Source organism: Herbaspirillum sp. meg3 (assembly GCF_002257565.1).
GTDB lineage: Bacteria > Pseudomonadota > Gammaproteobacteria > Burkholderiales > Burkholderiaceae_D > Herbaspirillum.
This window is the reverse complement of sequence record NZ_CP022736.1, coordinates 2,478,311-2,496,738: the sequence shown is the minus strand read 5'-3', so window position 1 is coordinate 2,496,738 and position 18,428 is coordinate 2,478,311. Positions and strand designations below refer to the sequence as shown.

Here is an 18,428-nt window from a genome sequence, read left to right as displayed (position 1 = left end):
TCATGCCTCTCCTGCGCGGATACGCCAGATGGCATAAGGGCGCACGTGGGGATCGAGGCTCAACGACTGACGCCGGCCGGTCCAGTGAAAACGGCGCTCCGTCAGCAGGTCTTCGACCTGAATACGTGCATCGTCGGGAAGTCCAAAGCCGTCAAAAGGCAAATCGATCTCACCATGCTGGGGCTGGAACGGGTCGAGATTGATCGCCACCAATACAACGTTGTCGCCAAATTGCGCCGGCTCAGCCTGATTGCTCCCTGCGCACGTTGAAGAAGCCGCACGTGTAGCCGCACTTGTGGATTTGACGAAGTACAAAATATTGTCATTGGATACCGTCAGAAAACGCACACCCAGATGCGTTTGCAAGGCGGGATTTTCAGCACGGATATGGTTGAGCCGCGTGACGTCATCAATGATGTTGCCCGGACGTTCCCAGTCCCAGGCTCGAATCTCATACTTCTCGGAGTCGAGATATTCTTCCTTGCCAGGTACTGGCTGCGCCTCGCACAATTCAAAGCCGCTATACACACCCCACAGGCCCGACAAGGTCGCGGCCAATGCGGCACGGATCTGGAAGCCGGGGCGGCCGGACTGTTGCAAAAACTGGGGATTGATATCCGGCGTATTGACGAAAAAATGCGGCCGGTAAAAATCGCGCGGCTGGTCGCTGTCGCCGGTATCGGCGGTCAGCTCGGTCAGGTAGTCGATGAACTCCTGTTTGCTGTGGCGCCAGGTGAAATAGGTATACGACTGTGAGAAGCCCAGCTTGGCGAGTCGATACATCGGTTTTGGCCGGGTGAAGGCCTCCGACAGAAAAATCACCTGCGGATAACGGCTGCGCACCGCTGCAATCATCCACTCCCAGAACGGAAACGGCTTGGTATGCGGATTATCGACACGGAAAACATTCACCCCTTGCTGCACCCAATACATCACCACGTCGCGCAAGGCGACCCACAGATCGGGAATGGCGTCGTCGGCATAAAAGTCGACATTGACGATGTCCTGATACTTCTTCGGGGGATTCTCGGCGTAACGCATTGAGCCGTCCGGCCGCCAGGCGAACCAGCCGGGATGCTCACGCAGCCACGGATGATCCGGCGAGCATTGAATGGCAAAATCCAGCGCCAGTTCCAGCCCGTGATCGGCCGCCGCATCGCGCAACCGCAAGAAGTCATCCAGCGTGCCGAGCTGCGCGTGGATGGCGTCGTGCCCACCCTCGCCGCTGCCGATGGCGTAAGGGCTGCCGGGATCGTTTGCATCCGGCGTCAGGCTGTTGTTCTTGCCCTTGCGATTGGTTTTCCCGATGGGATGGATCGGTGGAAAATACAGGGTATCGAACCCCATCGCGCGTATCGCCGGCAAGCGTGCAATGACATCGTCGAAGGTGCCATGCACGTCCGGGCGGCCACTCTGCGAGCGAGGAAACAGTTCGTACCAGCTGGAATACGTGGCCGCGGCGCGTTCCGCTTCCAGTGGATATTCGACGGTGCTGCGGGCAAGAAACGCTCTTGCCCCCGCCAGTTCGGTCAGTTGCTCGACCAACTGCGCGGTGTCGTCCGCGCTCAACATGGCCAGTCGTTCTGCATAGGTGGGAGCAACCCCATCAACAGCGTCGGCGTCTTTTACATTCTTTGCGTTGCTTGTTTTTTTCCCGGCGTCGCGCTTTATGGCGGCGGGCGGCGTCAGGGCCTTGAGCAAGGCGGCGCTACGTTCGAGCATCGCGCCGTCGACGCCGTTTTCCAGTCCTTGTTCAACCAGCCCGGCAATGAGCAAGCGCCCTTCTTCCAGTTCCAGATGCACGTCGACGCCGGCGTCGGCTTTCTTTTTGAGGCCGTCGCGGAATGTTTCGTAGACGTCGCTCCAGGCTTCAATGCAAAAATAGTGGCGGCCAAGGCGGGACAGCGACAAGCTTGCTTGCCAGCGGTCGTTGTCATGGTGATGCATGGGAATACGATGCCATTGCTTTTCGTCAGCGGCGCGCACCAGCACCGACGCTGCCAGATGGTCGTGACCATCCATGAAGATATCGGCGCTGACAATGAAACGTTCGCCGACGGTATGTTTGACTGCGAAACGACCATCATCGACAGCTGGCGTCACGTGTTCGATGGCGATGCGTGTGGAGCGCACCTTGTCCGGCACCGGCTTTTTGCGCCGGTTCGGGTCGCTGCCGACGGCAGGCGGCGTCTCCAGATCAAGCGTGCGAACGGCGCCCGGCGGTACCTGGCGTCCCTCCCCATGCCATTGCACGGCGCTGCCGCCAAGGCGTTGTTGCCAGTCGCTCTCGCCGATGCGCGCGCTGGCATCGAGCTGCGGATTGACGGTGATCAACTGACTGGCGCTGGCAGCGCGACGCTCGATAAGCAATAGCGGCGCATCCGGAGCACTCAGCGGCCTCAGATGCGGGCTGCCTCCTTCGATACGGCGCGCGGCCATGGCCTGATTGGCGGCGAGAACATCTTTACTGAGATCAAACTCCGCATCGGCGCAGGCTTTTGCATACGCTTGTGGATTGATCAGGCGATTGGCGCTGCCGACGTGATGCGCGACGCTCAATGCATCGGTGAGACCGTATTCGAAGCCCATCGACATCAGCCAGCCGGCACCGCTGATGGTCGCGAAATGCAATGCCCTCAACGCTCCCAGACGGCGGGTCTGCTTGTCGCGAAAACCATGAATGCGTGCCAGCCGCGGGCCGAAGGGGTCTTCCGGAAAAGCCAGCACCGGCGCAATCGCCGCCAGCTTGTCGTACTCACGGAAATACCAGGGCGCGCGGAAATCCCACCATGCACCGGAAGAGAAAACGGCATCGAAACCGCATCCCACCATCTCGTCCAACTGACGATGTGTACAGCCGGGCGTCCAGGCGAGGAAATGGCTGCAAGACCGCTGTTCGCGCGTCAATGCGATCAGACGGCACCAGAATTCGGCAGGAAAACTGGCCGGCTCGCGGCAGCAAAAACCGGCAACGCCGGTGTCGATCAGGATAGCCAGGCGTGCATGCCACCATGCCAGCATGGAATCGGCAATCTCCGGCACATCCAGCCGGGGGGTGTTCGGTTCCGACTGCTTACCCGGATAACGCGGATCCGGCAGGACATCGCGGCCCAAAACGCTGACGGCTGCGGGCGCACCGACCGGATTAAACCAGTCAGGGTGATGCTGCAAAGTTTCGTCGTTGGCGTTGATACGCGTCAGCGACAGATCCAGCAAGAGGCGCAGACGGTATTCGGTGCAAAGCTGCGCGAGATCTTCCAGCTGCGCCAGGCTGCACATGCCGAAGTCGGCCAGAGGATTCGCTACGCTGCCATGTTCAGAAGATGCCGCATCAGGTACTGTGCTGCCCGCGGCAAACAGGTCTGCTACCAGCGTATCGCCACACAGGAGAATGTGATCGAAGTCCATGGCGGCACAGCGTTCGAGCAAATCGATCCAACCGGCGCGAGCCACCAGCGTCGGATCGATGCAATAGATACGCGGCGAAAAGTCCGCATTGACATGGTTTTCCAATGATCATTCTCACTTGTCTCAAGACCGGGCGGACTGCATGGAAGCTGCAGCAAAATTCGTCACAGGCAGCACGGTACGGAACGCCGCCTTGGCTTCGCCTGCAGCGATATCCTTGTAGGCGTCGATATACGCCGCCGCAGCGGTCTGCCAGTCGAAATTGGTTCGCATGGCATTGCGTTGCATCGTTTGCCAGGTGGCGCGATCACGATAGAGATCGAAGGCACGCTCCATAGCGGCTTCCATATCCTGGGCATGCTCACCATCGAACAGCACACCGCTGGCACCGGTTGCGGCTTCGCCGGACATACCTGCATCCGCAATGGTGTCGGTCAACCCGCCCACGCGCGAGGCGATCGGGATGGTGCCGTAGCGCATCGCATACAAAGGGGTCAGGCCGAACGGCTCAAAGCGGCTGGGGTGCAACAGCATGTCGCTGCCGGCGTGCAAGGCGTGGGCACGGCGTTCGTCATAACCGATATGCACACCGACACGGCCGGGATAACGGCGCGCCAGATCGAGGAAGCCTTCTTCATAGCTGCGTTCGCCGCAACCGAGGACGACCAGTTGCATGCGTTCATGGCGATTCAGAACGGCCGGCAGTGCTTCCAGCACCACGTCCGCCATCTTTTGATGTGACATGCGGCTGCCGATGCCGACGATAGGAGCAAACGGATCAACCGGCAGCAGGCCGAACATGCTTTGCAGATCGCATTTGCACAGCGTCTTGCCGCGCATCTTGCCGATTTCAAATGAGGAGGTGGTCAGTGGATCATTTCGCGGATCCCAGACGTCGCTGTCGATGCCATTCGGAATTGCCCGCAGCACATGGCGGCGGGCATTGAGCACGCCTTCCATGCCGTAGCCGAATCGCGGTGTGAGGATTTCGGCGGCGTATGTTTCGCTGACGGTGGTAACGCAGTCGGCATGCTGGATGCCGGCCTTGAGGTAACTGATCTTGCCCCAGTATTCCAGGCTTGCCATGCTGTAGCCCGGCAAATCTGCCAGTCCGAGTTCTGCGGCAAGGTCGAACGCATAGTTTCCCTGGAAGGCCAGGTTGTGAATCGTCAGCATGGAGCCGATATGATGCAGGCCGGCTGTCTTGAGCAAAAAAGGAATCAGGCCGGCATGCCAGTCATTGGCATGCACGACATGCGGCGCCGGCAGACTGGTTTCCCCGGCGCAGATTGCCACGGCGGCATGAGCCAGATCGGCGAAACAAATGGCGTTGTCGCAAAACTCCTGCCCGCTCTGATCGATGTAGGGATTGGCGCGGCGCTGGCTGAAGCGCTCCGTGTCGAGCAGCAGAACCGGCACGTCGGTGCCTGGCATGGTCCCCTGCAGCAAGCGTGCCGGACCGCCAGGCAATGGTCGCGGCAAGGCAATTGGCATCAATGGCTGAGTGGCCGCATTCGCCGCATTGACGATGGCTGCCGCATAGCCGGGCATGAGAATGGAGGCATCGATGTTGCACTTGCGCAGGCTGACGGCCAGCGCAGTGATGACATCGGCAAGGCCACCCGTTTTGACCAAGGGAACGGCTTCGGAACTGACTAAGAGGACGCGTGCTTGCAATTGATCACCCCGGTTATGGATTGTCTTCAAGGATTGGAAATTTATCTTCAGAAAGCAAAGCGCGATGCTTATGCAGCTCTTGATGCCAGGATCAGATCAGTCGATCTCTGGAGTCACATCACCGCCAAGCATCAGCGTCCCGGGTTGTCGTTATTGTTTGCAGACGTGCCTTTCTCTACAGGCCTTACGTTATCCAATCATGTTGCAGTGAACCATCGGACACCGGCGCATATCACTGTAGGATGCCTCCTACCGGCGTGTCGTCCGGAGTCCTCATCTGCAAATCTGGGCCTGCGGCACTGCCTTGCTGATCTCTTGTGAATGCGGTCGGCTCACCTAGCTTTCGATACGAAAACCGAGTTTCAGCGAGACCTGAAAATGCGCGACCTTGTCGCCGTCGATATGCCCTCGCTGGCCGACGACTTCAAACCAGTCCAGATTGTTGAGCGTGCGCCCGGCTTCTCTGATGGCGTTGCGGATGGCATCGTCGCTGCCTTTTTCTGAACTGCCGACGACTTCGATGATCTTGTAGCTATGGTTGCCGCCGGTGACGGATTGATTCATGGTGAACTCCTTGAGTGGGATTGAGAGGATTAGCCTGGATTGAAGTGCACAGCAGCAACGCCGCTGGCAAACATTGAGACGGCCGGCTGTTCCAACGCAGCTTCAGGCTAGGCAGTCCCGGCGACCACGCCTATAAGCGGGTACCTCAAAGCCGCGTAGGAAAATATTTCGTTGCCGTTAGTCTTACGCCGGTATGCGGCAGCGGCTGATGGTCTGCGAGTACCGCGAGGGTTAGTCTGGCTCTAACGGAAATCTCCGTCTTTCTCAGATTTTTCATTTATTTCAGGGAGCGCATCATGGCAAAATCCACTTCGAACCACACGACAATTGGCGGCACCGAGCCTCAACAAGCCTCGCAAGCCAACGCCGCCGAGGCCGAAGTTCAGCAGGCTCGCCACCGCACGACGATCCGCATTGCCGGTATCGAAGGAATTGATGGCTTTGCCGACGTGCTCGACGACGACGATAGCAAGCCGCATCCCGAAAAACACTAAATATAGTGGAACATATTGCTGAACACGGCGTGCCGATCAGCACACGCCGGCAGCGGATAGCTCGCAGACTAAAAGACTAAAGAACGATCTCTGCACCGACACCTAGCCCCGCGCCGCGTGTCGGTGTTTTTACTTTCGGAAGGAATAAACATGTCGCACGCATCGCATCAGGAGCACGAGCAGGCGCGCCGCAATCAACGTCATGCGGAATTGCGCGACGGACCGGAAGCACTGCCGGAGGACAAGCCGGAAGCCCCGCGTCGCCAGAAAGGCAAGACGCTGCATAGTGGAAAGCACGGTGAGGATAAGGCGATCAAAGGTACGGCGCCGTCGGCGCCGCCCAAGCATGAAGATGAGGCTTTTGATGTCTTTGAGGGAAATGCCCCGCAAAGCGACGGCTAAGGGAAAGCAAAATGCAAGTCGGAGCGACTTGCAAAGACTTTATGAAGCTCAGCGTTGAGCGCGGCCCGGCAGGATGAAGCTGAAACGCGAGCCACGCCCGACTTCGCTGTCGACCGTCAGCGTACCCTCATGGGCTTCGACGAAGGTTTTGAAAATCGCCAATCCGAGTCCGAGGCCGCCCTTCTCCTTGGTTTCGGTTTCGAACTTTTCAAAAATCAAGTCCAGTCTGTCCTTCGAAATACCCATGCCGTTGTCGCTGACCCAGCATTCGACACCACCGTCAGGTGTCGGCGCCGCGCCGATGACGACCTCACCCTGCGGGGTATGCATGATGGCATTGGCGATCAGATTTTGCATCATCCGGCGTAACAAGTCGGCATCGGCATAGATGACCAGTTCTTCCGGCACATCATTGAGCAAGCGCGTACTACCGGTACCGGCTACCGGATTGAGATCGTAGACCATGCTCTCGATAAGCGGCCACAAGTCGACATCACGGCGCTCCAGCTTGACACCACTTTCGGTGCGCAGATTGTCATTCTCTTCGATTACCTTGGCAACGAGTGCCGACATGCTCTGCACATTGCGCTGCAAGACTTTGATCATGCGTGCTGCACGATGATCGGGCAACGCGGAGGCAAAGGTGGCTTCCAGCACTTTCGATGCCAAGGCGACGGCATTCAACGGCGTGCGCAGATCGTGAGCAACGAAGGAAAGATATTCTTCCCGGCGGCGCTGCACTTCCAGCGCCCGGTTGATGGAAAACGTCTGCACCGCAAGACCGATCGCGCTATCAAACACCAGATTCATGACATGGAAAGGCTTACCCTGCAGGTTGATCTTATGCTGACTGGCCAGGTCATGAATGCAGCCTCGCAGCAAATTGTATTCGGCAACAACCTCTTCGATCAGGTAGCCGTTGTGCAGACGTTGTAATCCGTGCTCAGGCGGCGTGCCGTTAGCGAGCACTTCGGCGATGGATTCATCGGAATTACGTCGAAATGCCAGTGCGATCTCGTCCAGCAATGCAGGCACGTGATCGTTGAGCGTGGGGATGCTGAGATTTTGCGCCGAGGGCAAGGTACGCACCTGATTGCGCCAACGAACCAGAACGTTTTCCCGATTGCGCTCGACCAAATCTGCCAGAACTTCCAAGGTATTGATAGCGCCTCCTGTGACCTGTGACCCGTTATGCCGCTGATGCTGTCAAGTATCAGCGCGGTGATATTGGTGACGATGTGTTGAATGTGATGTGGTGATTACTTACGATGTACTGATGACTCAATTATCAAGAAATCAAAACAGCACCCCGATCAATGCGCCAGATCACCTGTACTTTGCAGTTCGCGGCTGATGCCGTCGAGGATGCTTTGCAACTGGTCGATGTCGTAGGGCTTGGGCAGTGAGAACGAGGCAGCGCCGACATTCTTGCTGATCTGCGCGCCGTACCCGGAGGCGAAAATGATTTTCAGGCCGGGCGCTTTGACGTTCATCTGTTGCGCCAGCTCGATGCCGGACATGCCCGGCAAGCTGACGTCGGTAAACAAGACGTCGAAGGATTCCTGTTCCAGCACGACCAAGGCTTGCTCGCCGCTGCCGACGCCGTGAGCATGATGCCCCAGCGCGCCGAGCAGCTCACAGACCAGTTGTTGCGAGTCGAGGTTGTCTTCCACCACCAGAATGTGCAGACCGGGGTTGTCGTCGGTCGCGGACGGCGCGGATAAGGGAGTCGATAAACTTGTCATCATGTTTGCCAGTGTTGTCTGTTCAGCATTATTTTTTGAAGCGCACTTTTGTGCCGTACCGTCTTGCGGCATTGTCGTACGGGGCCGTTGTTCCTAAGGTGTTCATCCCCCTCGTGCGGCGACTGTCCCCGCGCAGTTTACAGCCTCGATAGTAAAGCATCCCCGCTGCAAATTCATATGCCGTCAACAAAAAAACGTTTCCTCGGCAAAATCAACAAAGTCTTTCCTGGCGTGGTTTTGCGGCGTGACTTCAAATTGTCTTACAAAGGTTTCAGGGGTCATCTGACAGGGGTGAAAAGGCCCTGCTGCTAAAGTGAGCCATCATAAAAAGACGTTTTATTTTGTCAACTCAAACGACATTCATGTGATGGATCTACACAAAAATAACCTCACTTCAGGTCGCCTTCCAGCGTACTCCGACCGCGCTGCAACTGGTATTGCAGGCCTCGATACCGTGCTCGCCGGCGGCTTGACTGCGCATCGTCTTTATCTGGTCGAAGGCACTCCCGGCACCGGCAAAACCACTTTCGGCCTGCAATTTCTCCTCTCGGGCGCGGCAAAGGGCGAGACCGGTCTCTACATTACCCTGTCCGAAACCGCGTCCGAGCTGAAAGCCGTCGCCGCCTCGCACGGCTGGTCGCTGGAAGGGCTGTCTCTCTTCGATCTGATCAATGAAGAAGACCTCAACCCCGATTATCAGCAATCCATCCTGCACCCGTCTGAAATCGAACTTGGCGAAACTGTCAGGAGCGTCATGGAACGAGTGGATGAGCTGCGACCGTCGCGCGTTATCTTCGATAGCTTGTCGGAGATGCGTCTTCTGGCGCAGAACCCGTTGCGCTACCGGCGCCAGATTCTGGCGCTCAAACATTTTTTTGCGACGCGTAACTGTACCGTGTTGATGCTTGACGATCGCACGAGCGATCCCGGGGATCTGCAACTGCATAGCATTGCCCACGGCGTGATCAGTCTTGAGCAGATCGCCCAGGAGTTCGGCTCCGAGCGGCGTCGCCTGCGCGTGGTGAAAATGCGCGGTATCAAATTCAGCGGCGGCTATCACGATTTCTTGCTCGAAACCGGCGGTATGCGTGTGTTTCCAAGATTGGTGGCATCAGAACATGCCATCGAATTTGACGATGCAGTTGTCAGTACGGGTGTTCCCGAACTTGACGCCCTGCTCGGCGGCGGTCTCGTGCGCGGCACCAATACCTTGCTGAGCGGCCCCTCCGGCGTCGGCAAGACAACCACCACGATTCGCTGCATATTGAGCGCTCTGCAGCGCGGTGAACGTGCGGCTTACTATCTGTTCGACGAAGGCATCGGCACCTTACTGATCCGTTCGCGCGCGCTGGGGATGGACATCTCGTCCTATATCGCCGACGGCAGCCTGACGCTGTATCAGATCAATCCGGCGGAAATGTCGCCGGGAGAATTTGCCAGCAAAATCCGTCAGGCCGTCGAACAGGAGGATCGCAACTTTATCGCCATCGATAGCTTGAATGCCTATCTGCAAGCCATGCCCGGAGAACAATTCCTGTTGCTGCAGATGCATGAGGTACTGACTTACCTGAACCTGCAAGGGGTGACGGCATTGCTGGTATTGGGTCAACACGGCTTGGTCGGGGAGATTCGTTCGGACGTTGATCTGAGTTATCTGAGCGATGCCATCCTGATGTACCGCTTCTTCGAGGCGCATGGCGATATATCAACCGCCGTCTCGGTGATCAAGAGCCGCACCAATCACCATGCAAGAACGATTCACGAGTTCCGTCTCAGCGCCCATCATGGTCTGCAGATCGGGAAACCGCTGCTGGACTTTGAGGGCATCATGAGCGGCTTGCCATCCTATCGGGGCAAAACGCCTATGCTGAACAATGCCGGTTGATTCTTCGCTTGAAGAACGCATTCTGATCCTCGCTCCGCATGGCCGCGATGCAGAGGTGATTGCGCAGACGTTGTCGGGCGAACACATGAAATGCACCGTCTGCCATGACTATGCGACATTGCTGCATGAACTGTCAGGCGGGGCGGCGGCGGCATTGATTACCGAGGAAGCGCTGATTGGTGTCGATTTCAGCCCACTCAACCTTTGGGTCGAGACACAGGAATCCTGGTCCGACTTCCCCTTTGTGATACTCAGCGCACGTCAGCGCGGGCCGGAACGCCATTCGTCTCTCCAAGTGCTGGAGGGGCGCATCAACATGATCCTTCTTGAACGCCCCGTCAATGTCGAAACGCTGGTTCGCGCCAGCGTCTCTGCCTTGCGTGCGCGCCGCCGCCAATATCTGAGCCGTAGCCATTTGCACGAGCGGGCGCGCTCAGAAGAACATCTGAGCCTGGCGTTGCATGCCGGCAGACTTGGCTCCTGGAGTCTGGAATTGGACTCGTCGGTGCTGATCGTCTCAGAAACCTGCAAGATGCATTTTGGCATTGCTCCCGAGAGTGAATTCACTTACGACGATCTGCTGCAAGCGATCCATGCGGAGGATCGCCAGCGCCACCTCGATGTGATCGAAGCCGCCATGATGTCCAAGGAAGACTTCGCCATTGAGTACAAAGTGGTCTGGCCGGATCAATCGGTGCATTGGGTGCAGATTCGCGGCCAGACCATGCACAACCGGATCGGCGTGCCGGTGCGCATGGCGGGTGTCTCGCTGGATATCAGCGAGCGCCGCGAGGCGGAAAATCGCTTGCTGGAAAGCCAGAGCGCTCTGCAGCAGTTCAACGAAACGCTGGAAGCGCGTATCGAAGAACGTACGTCCGAGCTGGCACAGGCAAACGATCGCCTGATGCGGGAGATGGCCGAGCGCGAACGTACGCAGATAGCATTGGTGCAGGCGCAAAAGATGGAAGCCATCGGCCGCCTCACCGGTGGCATTGCGCATGATTTCAACAATCTGCTCAACGTCATCATCGGCAACGTTGATCTGATCGAACGCCTGTCTGCCGACGAACGCATCAAGCGCATGGCTGGGTCTGCACGCAATGCCACCAAACGCGGCGCCAAGCTGACCGGGCAGTTGCTGGCTTTTTCACGCAACCAGACACTGGATCTCAAGCCGGTGGATATTGAAGCGGTCATCGACGGCATGAAGGATCTGATTGCCGTCTCGGTGGGTACGGGCATCAATATTACTGTCAACATCCCCGCCGCATTGCCGCGCGCCATCGCCGATGCGAACCAGATCGAAATGGCAATCCTGAACCTTGCCATCAATGCCCGCGACGCCATGCCGGATGGCGGAAACCTGGCTATCGAGGTGCACCAGCGTATAACGCGGGACGGCGTGCTCAAGGCAGGCACGTACGTCGTCATTGCCGTCAAGGACTCGGGGGCGGGCATCACGCAAGACATCCTGAGCAAGGTATTCGACCCTTTCTTTACCACCAAGGCGGTGGGCAAAGGCACGGGTCTGGGCTTGAGCCAGGTCTACGGTATCGCCGATCAGTCCGGTGGCCAGGCGCGTATCGAAAGTGTGGTCGGCAAAGGCACGACGGTCGAGATCTGGTTGCCTGTGGCAGGCACCTTACCCGCTTACGAGCATTATCAGGAGTCGCTCGATCACGAACTGGTCTCCAAGGAAAGCGGCAATATTCTGGTGGTTGAGGACGACGACGAGGTCCGGCAATTCATTGTTGAATGTCTGGAGATTCTTGGCTATACGGTGGAACAGGCGGAAAACGGCTGGTTCGGCCTGGAGAAACTGCAGGCGGGGCGCTTCGATCTGCTGATTGTGGATTTTTTGATGCCGGGTATGAATGGCGCGGAAGTCATTGCGGCTGCACGTGCACGCCATCCTGATCTGCCTATTCTCATGGCCACCGGTTATGCGGACATGCAGGCAGTGGAAAGAGTGATTAGCCTGGATGCTGTGTTGCGCAAACCTTTCCAGATTTCCGAGCTGGCCGGGAGCGTCAAACGCGCCATGCATACTCATCCTGCGCCAGAACAATTGCACTCCGCCGGTTCGGAACGCCGCTGAGCGAACGGTTTGCCTATTTTTTAGAGTCGTGGCAGGGGTCACATGACAAAGTCATGGCGTCGCGAAGCGCATCCCGCCAGTTACTTCACGCGCTGCTTCTCCAGCTTGCGCGCCAGGGTACGCCGATGCATGCCCAACCGGCGTGCGGTCTCCGAAATATTGAAATCGGTCTCCACCAGCACCTCGTGTATGCGCTCCCACTCCAATGTTTTGATTGACGTCGAACGGTTAGTCAGCTCAACCTCGGTATTGCCGGCGACATGGCCGAAAGCGGCTTCGATATCGTCGGTATTGGATGGCTTGGCAAGGTATTGGCAGGCGCCCAGCTTGATGGCTTCGACTGCGGTGCCGATGCTGGCAAAACCGGTCAGCACCACAATCAGCATGGCTTCGTCATGCTGATGCAACATCTGCACACAGGCCAGACCGGAGGTATTGCCGTTGAGTTTGAGGTCAACCACGGCGTAGCCGGGATTATGTTGCTTGAGCAGTGCTTCGGCTTCTTCCTGGCGGGCTGCCAGCAGCACGCGATAACCGCGCCGCTCGAACGAACGTCCCAGCGTGCGTGCAAATGCCGCGTCGTCTTCGATGATCAGCAGCAGACGCTCAGTGGACATGTTGCGAGTTCTCTTTCGTGGATTCTGATGGATTCTCTTGTGCATCAGCGCCCTCTTCCACCGCCGGCACATCAGCTTCCAGGCTGATTGCTGACAATGGCAGGGTCAGACTGACCGTAGCGCCCGCGATGATACCGTCTTCTTCACGATTGTGGGCAGTGACGGCACCGCCAAGTTTGCGAGCGACATTGACGACAAAAAACAATCCCAGGCCGCCGCCTGTCTTGCCCTTGGTGGATTGATACGGCTTGCCCAACTGATCCAGCATGCCAGGTACAAAGCCGGGGCCGGTATCGTCGACGGTCAGGTTCAATATCCCCTCCTCGCGCGTGGCTGTCAGGCGCAACCAGCGGGGCGAGGCTTCAAGTGCGTTGTCGAGTACATTGCAAATCATCTGCTTGAGCGCCGAATCGAAGGCAACCGGCATGTCTTGTTCAATATGATTTTCAAAATCGAAGGCGACAATCGGGCGTGTGGTGCGGAATTCCTCTGCAATATCACTCAGGAAGGTATTGAGCGTCGTCTTGACCGACGACTCTCCACGGGCTTCTCCTGCCGACAACAGCACGCCGCTGACGATGGTCTTGCAACGCTGAAGCTGAATTTGCATTTCGCTGATTTCTTCCAGCAGTTCCGGGTTGCTGCTGAATTCAGGCATGCGCCGCCAGTCACCGAGAATTACCGACAAGGTTGCCAGCGGCGTGCCGAGCTCATGCGCAGCGCCCGATGCCAGCAGGCCCATGCGTACGATGTGATCCTCTTCTGCCGCTCGTTGGCGCAATGCAGCCAACTGCGCATCGCCGGCACGGCGGATGCTGCTGATGCGCGTAATGAAGATGGCCAGCAAGGCTGCAATCAGGATAAAGCAGATCAACATGCCCTCGACATACAGGCTGAAGACACCGTTGCCATGGTCCGGAGGCAGCGACAAGGGTATCGAAAACTGCGACAGCCCGGCAAAACACAGGCTGGTGATAACCACGATGGTCCAGGTTGACCAAGCGGCCAGCAGCACCGCGCTGATGATGATTTGCAGCAAATACAGGAAGGCAAAAGGATTGGTGGCGCCACCGCTGAGATAGAGCTGCGCCGTCAGCGTGGCCACGTCTACCAGCAAGGCGAGAAAGAGTTCGCGATTGGTGACGAAGGGACGCTCATGCCAGCGCAGGTGGCTGCCGATATTGAAGGCAATCAGACAGGCCAGCACTTCCAGCATATGCGGCAGCGGCAAATGGATGTCAAAGCCGAAGATCACCACGATGATGGTGGTGATCTGGCCGAACACGGCGATCCAGCGCAACTGGATCAGTTGCAGCATGTTCTTGTGACCGGCGGCGCGGTCAGGCGTGCGGGAGGATTTATCCAGGCCGAGTGGAAACAAGCCGTCCATCACTTCAGCATGCTGAGGCGGCGGAATGTTGTTATCGGTGAGGTAATGTGTATTGTCAGCCTTGCTTGCCATTATTGCTTTCCTGGTCGGATCGGGCCGCGCGGCGGCGTTTTTCGTCGCGCATGACCCAGAAGCCGGCACCGGCCGTCATCAACGCCAGTCCGTACCAGGTGAGAGCATAAACCAAGTGGTTGTTGGGGAAAGCAATTACCGTCAAACCGCCGATAGGTTCGCCGGCCGCTCTCGCCGTTGCGCGCCCGTCTTGCTGCGCGGAACCATTGGATGCGGCATCGACATCAACAAAATAAGGCGCAACATTACTGAGCTTGCGTACATCAGCGATGGCTTGCACGTCGCGTGAAAACCAGCGGTCGGCTGCAGGGTCGTTATGGCGCAAGAAACCACCACCGCGTTCGCTGATACGCAACAGGCCGCTCACCTCGGCGGGACCGTCGCTTGCGCCCTCTTTCACATCATGCGCTCCCGTGGCGATGTAGCCGCGATTGATGAGGATAATCGTCCCGTCGGCGGCACGTAACGGCGTCAGCAGCCAATAGCCGCTGCCGTAGATAGTGACGGCCTGTACGCGCGCAGTTTGCGAATACAAATACGTGCCGGCAGTGTGAACGTGGAGATATTCGTGGGAGTCAGCGGTAATCGAAGGCCAGATAGCCGGCCCCGGTGCAGCAACGGGCGCGGCATGAACACGGCGATCCACGCGCTCGATCAGATCGAGCTTCCAGAACAGGCGCTTGACCTGCCAGGTGCCGAGTGCGAGGAACCCGAGAAAAACCACGAGCATGGACAACGCCAGGATGCGAGGTAAAAAGCGGCGAAGCCCGGAAGACCGAGGGCGCGCTGTGGCTTCCCTTGTTGCAGAAGCTGCGGCGCGCCCTGGAGACTGACTATCTGTCACTGAACGATACTTAGAAGATGCTGGGGAAGATGCAAATCAGCTACAGATCACTTCATGCCAGGCATGTTGTGCTGCATGTTTTGCATCGAACCCGGCACGGCTTCCTGGATCAGATCCTGGCTCATGCCTGGCATCATGTTGTGATTCAGGTGATACATGACCCACAGCGAACCAGCCAGCATGATGACCACGACCATGATCGTGAAGATCAGCGCCAGAATGGTCCAGCCGCCTTCGGACTTGGAGTTCATGTGCAGGAAGTAAATCATGTGCACGACGATCTGTACGACAGCCAGGCCCAGCAAGACAAAACCTGCAGTGCTCGACTTCTCGATCACGTTGCCCATGACCAGCCAAAACGGAATCGCTGTCAGGATCACCGCCAGCACGAAGCCGATGGTGTAGCTCTTCAGGCTGCCATGGTCGGCGGTATGGTCATGATGGTGGACGTCAAAGCCGTCCTCATGACCGTATTTCTCGGCGTGCGATGGGTGGGCTTGATGTTGTGGCGCGCTCATGGCAGGACTCCCATCAGATAAACAAAGGTAAAGACGCCGATCCAGACCACGTCCAAAAAGTGCCAGAACATCGACAGGCACATCAGGCGACGGCCGTTTTCAGGTGTCAGGCCATGCTTATTGATCTGGAACATCAGGGTGATCAGCCAAACGATACCGAAGCTGACGTGCAGACCGTGGGTTGCGACGAGTGCGAAGAACGAAGTCAGGAAGCCGCTGCGTTGCGGGCCTGCGCCTTCATGGATCAGATGGATGAACTCATACAGTTCCAGATAGATAAAGCCGGCGCCCAGCAAGCCTGTGACGGCCAGCCAGATCAGCGTGGTCTTGACCTTCTTCTTTTGCATTTCCAGCATGGCGAAGCCGTACGTGATCGACGACAGCAGCAGCAACGAAGTATTGATCGCCACGAGCGGCAGATCGAACAGCTCGGCGCCGGTCGGACCGCCCGCGTAGTTGCGGCCCAGCACGGCGTAAGTGGCAAACAGACAGGCGAAGATCAGGCAGTCGCTCATCAGGTACATCCAGAAACCCAGCAAAGTGCCGTTTTCCGGATGATGTTCCTTGACGTAGTAACGCGAACTTGGCGATGCGCCCATGGTTGCGGCGGAGGAGTTAGAAATCTCAGACATGGCTATCCAGCAAGCGTGTGCGGTTAGCTTCAACCCGGACGACGTCGTCGGCCGAGATGTAGTAATCGCGTTTGTAATTGAAGGTATGTGTAATGATCGCAGCCATCAGAGCGATGAAGCCCGCGCCTGCCAGCAGCCACATTTGCCAGATCAGGCCAAAGCCGATCACTGCGCTCAATGCTGCAATGATGAAGCCTGCACCGGTGTTCTTCGGCATGTGGATAGGCACAAAACCTTCCTGCGGACGGGTGTAACCGTTGGCCTTCATGTCAGCCCACGCATCGTTGTCATGCACGCGTGGAGTGAACGCGAAGTTGTAATCCGGCGGTGGCGACGAAGTCGACCATTCCAGAGTACGGGCGCCCCATGGATCACCAGTTGTGTCGCGCAGCTTGTCGCGGCGCAGGTAGCTGACCACCAGTTGAATGATGAACGAGCCGATACCCAGAGCAATCAGGAAGGCGCCAAACGCAGCGATCTGGAACCAGATTTGCAGCGAAGGATCTTCAAAGTGGCTCATACGGCGGGTAACGCCCATGAAGCCCAGCACGTACAACGGTGTGAAGGCAACCCAGAAGCCGATGCACCAGAACCAAAAGCTGCAACGTCCCCAGAAATCGTCCAGCTTGTAACCGAAAGCCTTCGGGAACCAGAAGTTGATACCGGCGAACATGCCGAACACCACACCACCGATGATCACGTTGTGGAAGTGAGCAATCAGGAACAGGCTGTTATGCAGCACGAAGTCGGCAGGAGGAACCGCCAGCATCACGCCGGTCATACCGCCGATGACGAAGGTGATCATGAAACCGATGGTCCACAGCATTGGCACTTCGAAACGGATGCGGCCGCGGTACATGGTGAACAACCAGTTGAAAATCTTCGCGCCGGTCGGGATCGAAATAATCATCGTGGTGATACCGAAGAACGAATTGACGCTCGCCCCGGACCCCATGGTGAAGAAGTGATGCAGCCAGACCAGGTATGACAGGATGGTGATCACGACTGTTGCATACACCATCGAGGTGTAGCCGAACAGGCGCTTGCCGCTGAAGGTCGAGACGATTTCCGAGAAAATGCCGAAAGCAGGCAGAATCAGAATGTAGACCTCAGGGTGACCCCAGATCCAGATCAGGTTCACGTACATCATGGCGTTGCCGCCGAGATCGTTGGTGAAGAAGTTGGTGCCGAACACGCGGTCCAGCGACAGCATGCCCAGAACAGCGGTCAGGATCGGGAAAGCAGCGACGATCAGCACGTTGGTGCACAGTGCAGTCCATGTGAAGACAGGCATCTTCATCATGTTCATGCCTGGCGCGCGCATCTTGACGATGGTGGCTATCAGGTTAATCCCTGATAGCAGCGTCCCTACCCCGGCAATCTGTAATGACCAAATGTAATAGTCCACCCCCACATCAGGACTGCCGAGAATACCCGACAGCGGTGGATAAGCCAGCCAGCCGGTACGGGCGAATTCGCCGACGAACAGCGAAGCCATGACCAGGCCGGCGCCGAATGTGGTCATCCAGAAGCTGAAGTTGTTCAGGAACGGGAAAGCCACGTCGCGTGCGCCGATTTGCAGAGGCACGACGTAGTTCATCAGACCGGTCACCAGCGGCATCGCTACGAAGAAGATCATGATCACGCCGTGGGCGGTGAAGACCTGGTCGTAGTGATGCGGCGGCAAGAAGCCGGCCGAATCGCCGAAGGACAGCGCTTGTTGCGCACGCATCATCAGCGCATCGGCGAAGCCGCGCAGCAGCATGACGATGCCGAGGATGACATACATGATGCCGATTTTCTTGTGATCGATACTGGTGATCCAGTCGCGCCACAAAGGACCCCACAGGCGGAAATAGGTAATGCCGCCGAGTACGGCGACGCCACCGATAAGCACGCCGATAAAGGTTATCAGCAGGATGGGTTCATGAAAGGGAATCGCTTCCCAGCTGAGACGGCCGAAGATCAGCTTGGTCATGTCAATATGGTCTAGCATCGTTACTTTCCGCTGAAAAAGAAGGTCGCGGCATCATGCATTGCAGCTTGCATGACACACTTGCCGGTGGCGTACATCGCTGCCGC

16 protein-coding genes and 1 pseudogene are annotated in these 18,428 nt (G+C 57.5%); 6 read left to right on the top strand and 11 right to left on the bottom strand.

What is annotated here, in order from left to right:
• Positions 1–2,145: pseudogene (locus tag hmeg3_RS25235) on the bottom strand (alpha-1,4-glucan--maltose-1-phosphate maltosyltransferase); the annotation flags it as partial.
• A 469-nt stretch (positions 2,146–2,614) separates the two neighbouring features.
• Between hmeg3_RS25235 and hmeg3_RS25230 the strand changes: the two are divergent.
• Both hmeg3_RS25230 and hmeg3_RS25225 read left to right on the top strand, forming a co-directional pair.
• A complete protein-coding gene (locus hmeg3_RS25230) occupies positions 2,615–2,680 on the top strand; it encodes a hypothetical protein (RefSeq protein WP_369828884.1) in 66 nt (21 codons plus the stop codon).
• Positions 2,681–2,877: 197 nt separating this feature from the next.
• A complete protein-coding gene (locus hmeg3_RS25225) occupies positions 2,878–3,516 on the top strand; it encodes a hypothetical protein (RefSeq protein ID WP_369828873.1) in 639 nt (212 codons plus the stop codon).
• Positions 3,517–3,531: 15 nt separating this feature from the next.
• On the opposite strand, the gene glgA is transcribed toward hmeg3_RS25225, so the two are convergent.
• Both glgA and hmeg3_RS11310 read right to left on the bottom strand, forming a co-directional pair.
• Positions 3,532–5,085, bottom strand: a complete 1,554-nt coding sequence (gene glgA, locus hmeg3_RS11315) for a glycogen synthase GlgA (RefSeq protein WP_094563806.1) — start codon at positions 5,083–5,085, stop codon at positions 3,532–3,534.
• Positions 5,086–5,421: 336 nt separating this feature from the next.
• Complete coding sequence (locus hmeg3_RS11310) at positions 5,422–5,649, bottom strand: dodecin (RefSeq protein WP_094563805.1); 228 nt, start codon at positions 5,647–5,649, stop codon at positions 5,422–5,424.
• A 296-nt stretch (positions 5,650–5,945) separates the two neighbouring features.
• Between hmeg3_RS11310 and hmeg3_RS11305 the strand changes: the two genes are divergently transcribed.
• Together hmeg3_RS11305 and hmeg3_RS11300 are read left to right on the top strand one after the other, a co-directional pair.
• Entirely contained in the window at positions 5,946–6,143 is a 198-nt protein-coding gene (locus hmeg3_RS11305) for a hypothetical protein (RefSeq protein WP_094563804.1), read from the top strand.
• A 150-nt stretch (positions 6,144–6,293) separates the two neighbouring features.
• Entirely contained in the window at positions 6,294–6,545 is a 252-nt protein-coding gene (locus hmeg3_RS11300; protein ID WP_094563803.1) for a hypothetical protein, read from the top strand.
• 48 nt (positions 6,546–6,593) lie between these two features.
• Here the strand turns inward: hmeg3_RS11300 and hmeg3_RS11295 are convergent, their stop codons facing one another.
• Positions 6,594–7,700: a sensor histidine kinase gene (locus hmeg3_RS11295; protein ID WP_232511962.1), complete on the bottom strand. Its 1,107-nt coding sequence runs from the start codon at positions 7,698–7,700 to the stop codon at positions 6,594–6,596.
• A gap of 158 nt (positions 7,701–7,858) precedes the next feature.
• The gene (locus tag hmeg3_RS11290) at positions 7,859–8,293 is read right to left on the bottom strand and encodes a response regulator (RefSeq protein ID WP_094566273.1); all 435 of its coding nucleotides are present in this window, start codon (positions 8,291–8,293) and stop codon (positions 7,859–7,861) included.
• A gap of 364 nt (positions 8,294–8,657) precedes the next feature.
• Here hmeg3_RS11290 and hmeg3_RS11285 point away from each other — a divergent pair, with 364 nt between their 5' ends.
• Both hmeg3_RS11285 and hmeg3_RS11280 read left to right on the top strand, forming a co-directional pair.
• Complete coding sequence (locus tag hmeg3_RS11285; protein WP_094563802.1) at positions 8,658–10,175, top strand: ATPase domain-containing protein; 1,518 nt, start codon at positions 8,658–8,660, stop codon at positions 10,173–10,175.
• A complete protein-coding gene (locus hmeg3_RS11280) occupies positions 10,165–12,273 on the top strand; it encodes a response regulator (RefSeq protein WP_094563801.1) in 2,109 nt (702 codons plus the stop codon). Before hmeg3_RS11285 ends, hmeg3_RS11280 begins: the two co-directional genes overlap by 11 nt.
• 80 nt (positions 12,274–12,353) lie before the next feature.
• Here hmeg3_RS11280 and hmeg3_RS11275 read toward each other — a convergent pair whose 3' ends face one another.
• The 6 genes from hmeg3_RS11275 to cyoB all read right to left on the bottom strand — a co-directional run bounded on the left by hmeg3_RS11275 (position 12,354) and on the right by cyoB (position 18,342).
• Positions 12,354–12,890, bottom strand: coding sequence for a response regulator transcription factor (locus hmeg3_RS11275; protein WP_094563800.1), 537 nt, complete (start codon positions 12,888–12,890; stop codon positions 12,354–12,356).
• Positions 12,880–14,280 carry an ATP-binding protein gene (locus hmeg3_RS11270; protein ID WP_232511999.1) on the bottom strand — a complete coding sequence of 467 codons (1,401 nt, stop codon included), beginning with the start codon at positions 14,278–14,280 and terminating at the stop codon, positions 12,880–12,882. Before hmeg3_RS11270 ends, hmeg3_RS11275 begins: the two co-directional genes overlap by 11 nt.
• A gap of 55 nt (positions 14,281–14,335) precedes the next feature.
• The gene (locus hmeg3_RS11265) at positions 14,336–15,082 is read right to left on the bottom strand and encodes an SURF1 family protein (RefSeq protein WP_094563798.1); all 747 of its coding nucleotides are present in this window, start codon (positions 15,080–15,082) and stop codon (positions 14,336–14,338) included.
• A 161-nt stretch (positions 15,083–15,243) separates the two neighbouring features.
• Entirely contained in the window at positions 15,244–15,714 is a 471-nt protein-coding gene (cyoD, locus tag hmeg3_RS11260) for a cytochrome o ubiquinol oxidase subunit IV (RefSeq protein ID WP_050478949.1), read from the bottom strand.
• Complete coding sequence (cyoC, locus tag hmeg3_RS11255) at positions 15,711–16,346, bottom strand: cytochrome o ubiquinol oxidase subunit III (RefSeq protein WP_094563797.1); 636 nt, start codon at positions 16,344–16,346, stop codon at positions 15,711–15,713. Before cyoC ends, cyoD begins: the two co-directional genes overlap by 4 nt.
• Positions 16,339–18,342: a cytochrome o ubiquinol oxidase subunit I gene (cyoB, locus tag hmeg3_RS11250; protein WP_094563796.1), complete on the bottom strand. Its 2,004-nt coding sequence runs from the start codon at positions 18,340–18,342 to the stop codon at positions 16,339–16,341. Before cyoB ends, cyoC begins: the two co-directional genes overlap by 8 nt.
• Positions 18,343–18,428: the final 86 nt, after the last annotated feature.

Excerpts from the sequence above, each read along its gene's own strand:
- cyoC (WP_094563797.1), bottom strand. The coding sequence starts at position 16,346 with ATGTCTGAGATTTCTAACTCCTCCGCCGCAACCATGGGCGCATCGCCA.
- cyoD (WP_050478949.1), bottom strand. The coding sequence starts at position 15,714 with ATGAGCGCGCCACAACATCAAGCCCACCCATCGCACGCCGAGAAATAC.
- hmeg3_RS11285 (WP_094563802.1), top strand. The coding sequence starts at position 8,658 with ATGGATCTACACAAAAATAACCTCACTTCAGGTCGCCTTCCAGCGTAC.
- hmeg3_RS11275 (WP_094563800.1), bottom strand. The coding sequence starts at position 12,890 with ATGTCCACTGAGCGTCTGCTGCTGATCATCGAAGACGACGCGGCATTT.
- hmeg3_RS11310 (WP_094563805.1), bottom strand. The coding sequence starts at position 5,649 with ATGAATCAATCCGTCACCGGCGGCAACCATAGCTACAAGATCATCGAA.
- hmeg3_RS11280 (WP_094563801.1), top strand. The coding sequence starts at position 10,165 with ATGCCGGTTGATTCTTCGCTTGAAGAACGCATTCTGATCCTCGCTCCG.
- hmeg3_RS11290 (WP_094566273.1), bottom strand. The coding sequence starts at position 8,293 with ATGATGACAAGTTTATCGACTCCCTTATCCGCGCCGTCCGCGACCGAC.
- hmeg3_RS25225 (WP_369828873.1), top strand. The coding sequence starts at position 2,878 with ATGGCTGCAAGACCGCTGTTCGCGCGTCAATGCGATCAGACGGCACCA.
- hmeg3_RS11300 (WP_094563803.1), top strand. The coding sequence starts at position 6,294 with ATGTCGCACGCATCGCATCAGGAGCACGAGCAGGCGCGCCGCAATCAA.
- hmeg3_RS11270 (WP_232511999.1), bottom strand. The coding sequence starts at position 14,280 with ATGGACGGCTTGTTTCCACTCGGCCTGGATAAATCCTCCCGCACGCCT.
- cyoB (WP_094563796.1), bottom strand. The coding sequence starts at position 18,342 with ATGCTAGACCATATTGACATGACCAAGCTGATCTTCGGCCGTCTCAGC.
- hmeg3_RS11265 (WP_094563798.1), bottom strand. The coding sequence starts at position 15,082 with ATGCTCGTGGTTTTTCTCGGGTTCCTCGCACTCGGCACCTGGCAGGTC.
- hmeg3_RS11305 (WP_094563804.1), top strand. The coding sequence starts at position 5,946 with ATGGCAAAATCCACTTCGAACCACACGACAATTGGCGGCACCGAGCCT.